Origin of the sequence: Bifidobacterium breve DSM 20213 = JCM 1192 (assembly GCF_001025175.1) — a bacterium.
GTDB lineage: Bacteria > Actinomycetota > Actinomycetes > Actinomycetales > Bifidobacteriaceae > Bifidobacterium > Bifidobacterium breve.
In genome coordinates this window covers 2,262,041-2,269,415 of the sequence record NZ_AP012324.1, presented here as the reverse complement: position 1 = coordinate 2,269,415, position 7,375 = coordinate 2,262,041, and the positions used below count along the sequence as shown (strand labels likewise).

At 53.2% G+C, this 7,375-nt stretch carries 9 protein-coding genes; 8 read left to right on the top strand and 1 reads right to left on the bottom strand.

Features of this window, described 5'->3' with window-relative positions; genetic code table 11:
* Positions 1-318: 318 nt before the first annotated feature.
* The 8 genes from rpmH (at position 319) to BBBR_RS09825 (ending at position 6,097) form a co-directional block, all read left to right on the top strand.
* A complete protein-coding gene (gene rpmH, locus BBBR_RS09860) occupies positions 319-453 on the top strand; it encodes a 50S ribosomal protein L34 (RefSeq protein ID WP_003827866.1) in 135 nt (44 codons plus the stop codon).
* Positions 454-484: 31 nt separating this feature from the next.
* Positions 485-835 (top strand): ribonuclease P protein component, encoded by a 351-nt coding sequence (gene rnpA / locus BBBR_RS09855; protein WP_019727627.1) that lies wholly within the window; start codon positions 485-487, stop codon positions 833-835.
* A 3-nt stretch (positions 836-838) separates the two neighbouring features.
* Entirely contained in the window at positions 839-1,156 is a 318-nt protein-coding gene (gene yidD / locus BBBR_RS10565) for a membrane protein insertion efficiency factor YidD (protein WP_003827864.1), read from the top strand.
* Positions 1,156-2,163 carry a membrane protein insertase YidC gene (gene yidC / locus BBBR_RS09845; protein WP_025263371.1) on the top strand — a complete coding sequence of 336 codons (1,008 nt, stop codon included), beginning with the start codon at positions 1,156-1,158 and terminating at the stop codon, positions 2,161-2,163. The genes yidD and yidC overlap by 1 nt, the downstream gene beginning before the upstream one ends.
* 122 nt (positions 2,164-2,285) lie before the next feature.
* Positions 2,286-2,822 carry a Jag family protein gene (locus BBBR_RS09840; RefSeq protein WP_003827862.1) on the top strand — a complete coding sequence of 179 codons (537 nt, stop codon included), beginning with the start codon at positions 2,286-2,288 and terminating at the stop codon, positions 2,820-2,822.
* Positions 2,823-2,945: 123 nt separating this feature from the next.
* On the top strand, positions 2,946-3,611 hold the full coding sequence (rsmG, locus tag BBBR_RS09835; protein WP_003827861.1) for a 16S rRNA (guanine(527)-N(7))-methyltransferase RsmG: 666 nt from the start codon (positions 2,946-2,948) through the stop codon (positions 3,609-3,611).
* Between the two features lie 252 nt (positions 3,612-3,863).
* The gene (locus BBBR_RS09830) at positions 3,864-4,832 is read left to right on the top strand and encodes a ParA family protein (protein WP_003827858.1); all 969 of its coding nucleotides are present in this window, start codon (positions 3,864-3,866) and stop codon (positions 4,830-4,832) included.
* Positions 4,832-6,097: a ParB/RepB/Spo0J family partition protein gene (locus BBBR_RS09825; RefSeq protein WP_003827857.1), complete on the top strand. Its 1,266-nt coding sequence runs from the start codon at positions 4,832-4,834 to the stop codon at positions 6,095-6,097. The genes BBBR_RS09830 and BBBR_RS09825 overlap by 1 nt, the downstream gene beginning before the upstream one ends.
* A gap of 116 nt (positions 6,098-6,213) precedes the next feature.
* Here BBBR_RS09825 and BBBR_RS09820 read toward each other — a convergent pair whose 3' ends face one another.
* Positions 6,214-7,233: an NAD(P)/FAD-dependent oxidoreductase gene (locus tag BBBR_RS09820; RefSeq protein WP_003827856.1), complete on the bottom strand. Its 1,020-nt coding sequence runs from the start codon at positions 7,231-7,233 to the stop codon at positions 6,214-6,216.
* Positions 7,234-7,375 lie beyond the last annotated feature (142 nt).

The following is a 7,375-nucleotide window of genomic DNA, read 5'->3' as shown; positions in this document are numbered from 1 at the left end:
GGTCGGCCCCTTCTGAACTACTCAACGAATGAATTACGTAGATAATGTTTACTCCGATGTGAGGAAGTTATCCACCGAGTCGCGTGTTGGAATTGCTCAAATGTGAATAACATACATGTAATTTGTGGATAACTTTTGGGGTGAGATGGTTGAGTTTATGCCGATTCAAAGAGGTGAGCCGAGATTTCCTCGACGTGTCGAAATGTGAAAACTCTTGACGTATTTTGACTTGAGGGTAGGGGTCAGAGTAGGTTGGTATAGCTTGACTCACGTGAGGGCAGCGCGAAGCGTTGCCAAATAGACCTAGGAGCAATTGATATGAAGAGGACGTTCCAGCCGAACAACCGTCGTCGTCACATGAAGCACGGTTTCCGTGTGCGTATGCGCACTCGTTCCGGTCGCGCGCTGATTAACCGTCGCCGCGCCAAGGGCCGCAAGAGCCTGTCCGCCTGATCCCTCGGATCAGTTCCTCGAGGCTGTCGAGGTGGAGCGGCTGCAAAGCCATCGTGATTTCGTCGCCGTACTTAAACGCCGGCGCAAAGTGGGTGGCAAAGACATCATTGTGCATTACCTGATGCGTAATGATCATCAATCTGATGATCGGACGACGTATCGTCGTCTGGGTTTGGCTGTCTCCAAATCGGTGGGCAATGCGGTTACCCGTAATACGGTGAAGCGCAGGTTCAGGGTTCTGGCTAAGGCTCATGAAGAGAGCCTGCCGCCTCACTGCGATATCGTGGTGCGCGCAAAACCAAGTGCGGCATCCGCATCATTCTCATCTCTGGATGAGCAGTTTGCCACCGGCTTTGCCAAAGTGGCTCGTAAGGCGGAATGACACATGTCTACTTCCATCAGGGCGGTAATGATTCGTGGTGTGCGTTGGTACCAGCGTCACATTTCTGCGAACCGACCGCCCTGTTGCAAGTATTACCCGACATGTTCAAACTATGCCATTGAGGCTTTTGAACGGTATGGCGCTTGCAAAGGCGGAGTGCTTGCCGTATTGCGATTGCTTCGTTGCAGGCCGTGGAGCCGTGGGGGAATTGACGACGTGCCGCAACGTTATTCCATTTTTTATCGATTTTCGTGGTCGAAGGCTCATGAGGAGCCTCGACTGACGCCATTGGCCACAACCCAAAGAGAGGCCCAACGATGATCAATCAAAACCAATTCCTGCTGGATAGCGGGTTCTGGGGATTCCTGTACAAGATTCTGACCCCTGTTGAGTGGCTGCAGACTTGGATCATGAAGATCGTGCATGACTTCTTTGTCATGTTGGGCATGAGCCCGGTCGGCGTCTCCTGGATTCTTGCCATTATCATCCTGGTGCTGGTGGTGCAGGCGTGTATCTTCCCGCTGTTCTACAAGCAGATAAAGTCGATGCGCAAGATGCAGGCATTGGCGCCGAAGATGCAGCGCATTCAGAACAAGTACAAGGGCAAGACGGATCAGGCTTCCAAGGAAGCCATGAGTCGTGAGACCATGAAACTATACCAGGACAATAACGTCAATCCGGCAGGTTCCTGCCTGCCGATGCTCATTCAGGGCCCGGTGTTCATGTCCATGTTCTACACGCTGTCCGCCATTCCATACATCGCCAACGGCAAGCGAGATCCGCTCGGTGCCTTTGATGTGGCCACCGCCAAGCAGTTCACCCAGACCGATGTGTTCGGCATTGTCAGTGTGACCGATAACTTCACCCGTGCAGCTACTGCCGGCAAGGTGGTCATCGGTGTCTTTGTGTTCCTGATGTGCTTCTGCTTGTGGCTCATGCAGTACATCAACATGAAGCGCAACATGGCAGCTGCTTCGATGAACAAGCAGACCGAGACCATGCAGAAGGCCATGCTGTGGCTCTTCCCGGTGATGTACATCTTCTCGGGTGCTTCCTTCCCGTTCGCCGTGTTGGTGTACTGGCTGACCAACAACGTTTGCAACTTGTGCCGTACGCTGTGGCAGGTGTATTGCTTCCCGACTCCAGGTTCTCCTGCCGCAGAAGATAAGGAAAAGCGTGACCATCGCAACGAGAATGCTCGTCGTGAAAAGGCCGGTCTTCCTTCCCTTGAAGAGGAGGCTTTGGCTAAGGCTAAGGAAGAAGCCGCGCGTAAGGCGAACCAAGGATTCCAGAGGCAACAGCCGGTTCGTAAGCGCAGAAAGAAATAATGAGGACGGGGGCGTGTCCGATGTTTCACGTGAAACATCGGACACGCCCCGACACTAACCAATCCTGTTCGGGGGAGCAGGGCTTAGACTTGAGAATCAGACCTGACATGAAGGAGTAGCGTATGGCACAGGATGACGTGAAGTCGATTGATCAGCTCAACGAAGAGGCTGACATCGCTGCCGATTACCTTGAAGGCTTGCTGGATATCGCCGACTATGAGGGCGATATCGAAATGGGTGTTCGTAACAACCGCCCAACTGTTCAGATCGTCGCTGATGACGATACAGACATCAAACATCTGATTGGTCGCAATGGCGAAGTGGTTGATGCGTTGCAGCAGCTTACTCGTCTGGCTGTGCAGCAGAAGACCGGCGAACGTTCCCACCTGATTGTGGACGTGGATGGTTTCCTGAAGCGTAAGCGCCAGCACCTGCGCGATGTGGCTCTCGATGCTATTGATGCCGTTAAGGAGAGCGGCGAACCGATAGATCTGAAGCCGATGAATTCCTTTGAGCGTAAAGTCGTTCATGACGTGGTGCGTGATGAAGGTCTGAAGTCTCGCTCCCATGGTGAAGAACCGCATCGTTATGTGACTGTATATCTTCGTAACAAGAACGAAGATAACGTCGAAGAAGAAGAGGTCGACGATCAGGAGTGAGTATACACCTGCACCACAAAGGTATATGCTGAAGTTTTCTGTGCGGTGATATGTGAGGCGTCGTTATAAGCGGCGCCTCAAGTTATGCCACATGTTTCACGTGAAACATAGGAGGGGACTGTCATGGTGGATGAGTTACAGGAATCGCCGGTGCTGGCCCGTGTATTGGGGGATGCTTTACCCCGATTAGAGAGATTCCATGACAAGCTCTCCCAAGAGGGAGAACCTCGCGGCTTGATTGGACCTCGTGATGTGGACATTATTTGGGAACGTCACATTCTCAATTCCGCAGCGATAGTTCCTTATGTGCGCAAGGCCACAGATGGAGCTCGTTTTAGAACCGTTGCTGACGTTGGCAGTGGTGGAGGTTTCCCTGGGCTGGTGACGGCGTGTTGCTTGCCGGAGTGCAGTTTTACGCTGATTGAACCGATGGAACGCCGTGTTGAATGGCTTGCCGAGTGCGTTGATTTGATGGGGTTGAAGAATGTATCTATTATCCGTGGTCGTTCCGATGAAGTGATCAATAGGGTTCGCAAGCGCGAGATGCATCCTTTTGCAGTGGTGACCTGCCGTGCAGTGGCACCGATGACCAAGCTTTCTGGATGGACATTGCCTCTGCTGAAACCCACCGGTCGGCTTATTGCGCTCAAGGGTCGTTCGGCACAAGCGGAACTGGACAAAGCCAGTGGCCAGATTTCACGCTATGGTGGCCGTCGTCCCCGAGTGGTGGAAGCGGAGGTCGGTCCAGGTCTGGAACCGACACATGTGGTAATTGTTGACAAACGTTGATGATGGTACCGATGTTGAAGTTATCCACATTTGTACTTCATGAATTGAGTTATCCACAACTCTATCCCCTATGGTGGGTATCGGTGAAAACCGTTGAAAAACCTCACTTTTGCGATGGTGGATTGTAGATGTGACCGTTGTGATTATCCACTTGTCCACACTTATCCACAATAGGGGATAGGGGATGTGGATAACACAAATCATGTCCATACGAATAGGAACACTGGAACGTACATTGAATAAGGAGGAACGATGACAGCAGACGATCATCATGACACAATGATGGAATCGCCTTCCGAAACCCTCCGTCGTATTTTTGATGGGCAGAGTTCTGCGCTGGGTAGTCAGATGGCCGACGAAAGCTCCCGATATGACGCTTTGACCCATGCCTCCTTTCCCAAGCCGAGACGGACACGCTTGATCGCCGTGGCCAATCAGAAAGGCGGCGTCGGTAAGACCACGTCGACGGTAAACCTTGCCGCAGCGCTGGCTCAGCACGGAGCGCATGTGTTGGTCATTGATATGGATCCCCAGGGCAATGCGTCAACGGCATTTGCTGTTTCACATTCTTCAGGAGATAGGTCGATTTATGATGTAATTGAAGGGCGAGCGGAAATCGCGGATGTCATCACGACAAGCGCTGATTTTCCTTCGCTCGATGTGGTTCCTGCGTCCATCGATTTGAGCGGTGCCGAACTTGAAGTGGCGGACTTACCGAATCGTAACACGTTGCTGAAAGAAGCGCTCGATCGTTTTCTGGAACAGACAGATACCGCGTACGATTACGTGTTCATCGATTGCCCTCCGAGCTTGGGTTTGCTGGTAATTAACGCCATGTGCGCGGTCACTGAGATGTTGATCCCCATTCAAGCCGAATACTATGCGTTGGAGGGATTGGGCCAGCTGATCAACACCATCGGCCTGGTGCAGCAGCATTTCAATCCGGTTCTGCTGGTCTCCACCATGCTGGTCACGATGTTCGACCGCCGTACACTGTTAAGCCGTGAGGTTTATGGTGAGGTCAAGTCCCATTACCCCAATATTGTCCTGGATACCACCGTTCCCCGATCGGTGAAGATATCGGAAGCTCCGAGCTTTTCACAGCCTGTTATTGCCTATGATCCCCGCGGCATAGGTGCCATAGCATATGGCGAAGCGGCATTGGAAATCGCTCGACGTTCACAGCATGTGCTTGAAGCCATTGATGCGAGGAGGAAGTAATGGCAACCAAATCACGACTCGGTAAAGGACTTGGCGCGTTATTCCCTGCATTGCCAGGGGAGGAGGATCCCGCGGAGCTCGCGAAGGCACCAAATGAAGCGGTGAAGCCTAAGTCCAAGACCGCAACGACTCCATCACAGCCCAAGAAGGGAGCTGCTGTCAAGAAAACTGGTGGCAAGCGAGCGGCCATGCCCGCGTTGGACGATATCGCACATCCGAGTGACCTATTCTTCGGCAGTGACGATAAGCCAACCACTCGAGCCGCAACGAAATCATCGAACAATGTTTCACGTGAAACACCGAAGAACAAGCATGCGGCTGAGGATAAGGCCAACAAACAAGAGGCTCCAGAGGAACTGAAGCCCGTTGAAGGCGGCTATCTCGCTGAACTCAGCTTGCAGGAAATCGGCCCCAATGCGCATCAGCCGCGTACGATTTTCGATGAAGACGAGCTCAATGAGCTTGCCGCTTCCATCAAAGAAGTGGGTGTATTGCAGCCCATCGTGGTGCGTCGTCGTCCCAGTGAGCAGATTGCCGAGGCCAAACAAGCACAGCCCGGCGAGCAGTCTTCAACGAACCCGTTCACTGGCCATCTGGACAGCCCCTATGAACTGATCATGGGCGAACGCCGCTGGCGCGCTTCTCAGCTGGCTGGATTGACCACGATTCCAGCCATCGTGAAAACCACCACGGACGACGATATGCTCCGTGATGCCTTGCTGGAGAATTTGCATCGTGTGGCATTGAATCCTCTGGAAGAAGCAGCTGCATATCAGCAGATGATTAAGGAGTTTGGTCTGACTCAAGCGCAGCTGTCGAAATCGATTTCGAAGTCACGTCCTCAGATTGCTAACACGCTTCGTTTGTTGAACCTGCCGGCAACAGTACAGAAAAAAGTGGCCGCTGGCGTGCTCTCGTCCGGCCATGCGCGTGCTTTGCTGGGTCTGAGCGATCCGGAAGCAATGGATAAGCTGGCAACCCGCATCATCGCAGAAGGATTGTCGGTTCGCAGCACCGAAGAAATCGTGGCTATGGTCGTTGCTTCGGGAGAGCAGCCTAAGAAGCCGAAGACCTCAAAGACTAATCCGTGGATGGGATCCGCCATTCAGCAGAGCCTGGAAAATCATTTTGATACCAAGGTCTCCATCAAGGGCAGCGCCAAACATGGCCGTATTGAAATCGTATTCTCGTCCCCTGAAGATATGGACCGCATCCTGCAGTTGCTGGTGCCCAATCAGTCCAGCACCGACGGCAAGTGGGTATGAGATAAGACGGCTGTAAGGCATCACGTCTGATATATCAGATATACACAATGGCGCAGTACGGATGAATTCGTACTGCGCCATTGTGTATATCTGATTACTGAGTAATGCTCTACCAACTATGCGGTCAGATACTGCTGGGCATCCAATGCGGCGCGGCAACCCATGCCCGCTGCGCTAATGGCTTGACGGTAGGTGCGATCCACGCAATCACCGGCGGCAAAAACGCCAGGGGCGCTGGTGTGTGTACCAGCTTCTGCAACCGTGATGTATCCATCATCATCAGTGCTGACCACATCGGCAATGAACTCGGTAGCCGGGGTATGACCGATGGCCACAAATACCGCACTGGTATCCAAAGTCCCAGTCTCACCGGTTGCCGTATTACGAATATCAATGCTGCTCACGTTTTGGGGAGCCGTGGCCGCGGGCAGCTTCAGGCCGCCAATGGTAATGGCCGGAGAGGCGGGCTTTGCTTCCGAGGCGCTTCCGTGGATGGCGGTAACCACGGTATTGGTCAGCAAGGTCAACTTGGGATTCGACTGTGCGCGGTCCACCATGATCTGGGAGGCGCGGAACGAATCACGACGATGAATCAGCGTGACTGATGAGCCAAATCTGGTCAGGAACAGTGCTTCTTCAAACGCCGAATCACCGCCGCCGACCACCACAATGGGCTTGTCCTTAAAGAAGAAACCGTCACAAGTGGCGCAGTACGACACTCCATGACCGGAAAGTTCGCGTTCGCCAGGTACGCCAAGCTTACGGAAATTCGAGCCAGTGGCCACAATAATGGCACGAGATTCCAACACCGAGCCGTCAGATAGGCTCAGTCGGTACAGGGGCTGCGGTGCGTCAGCGGCATCTGCGGCCTCCACCTGTTCCACGGATTCGACATCATCGGCAATGAACTGCGTGCCGAATTTCTCAGCCTGATCGCGCATGCGATCCATCAAATCAGGACCCATAATGCCATCAGGGAAACCAGGGAAATTCTCCACTTCCGTGGTGTTCACCAGCTGCCCGCCCGGGGCCAGAGCGCCGGTGACCAGTACAGGATTCAATCCGGCGCGACCAAGGTAGATGGCCGCTGTGTATCCAGCGGGACCTGAGCCGATGATGATGACGTTATGTTCCATATGATTCCCCTCCGTCTGTTATGAAGTGCAGTGCTCACTCCAATAATTAGACACAGTGTCTATTATGTAGTCTGCAGCCGACTGCCGTCGGTAGCGGCAGGCAGCACATTATGTGGCGCAATGGCATTCAGCATACGTCATC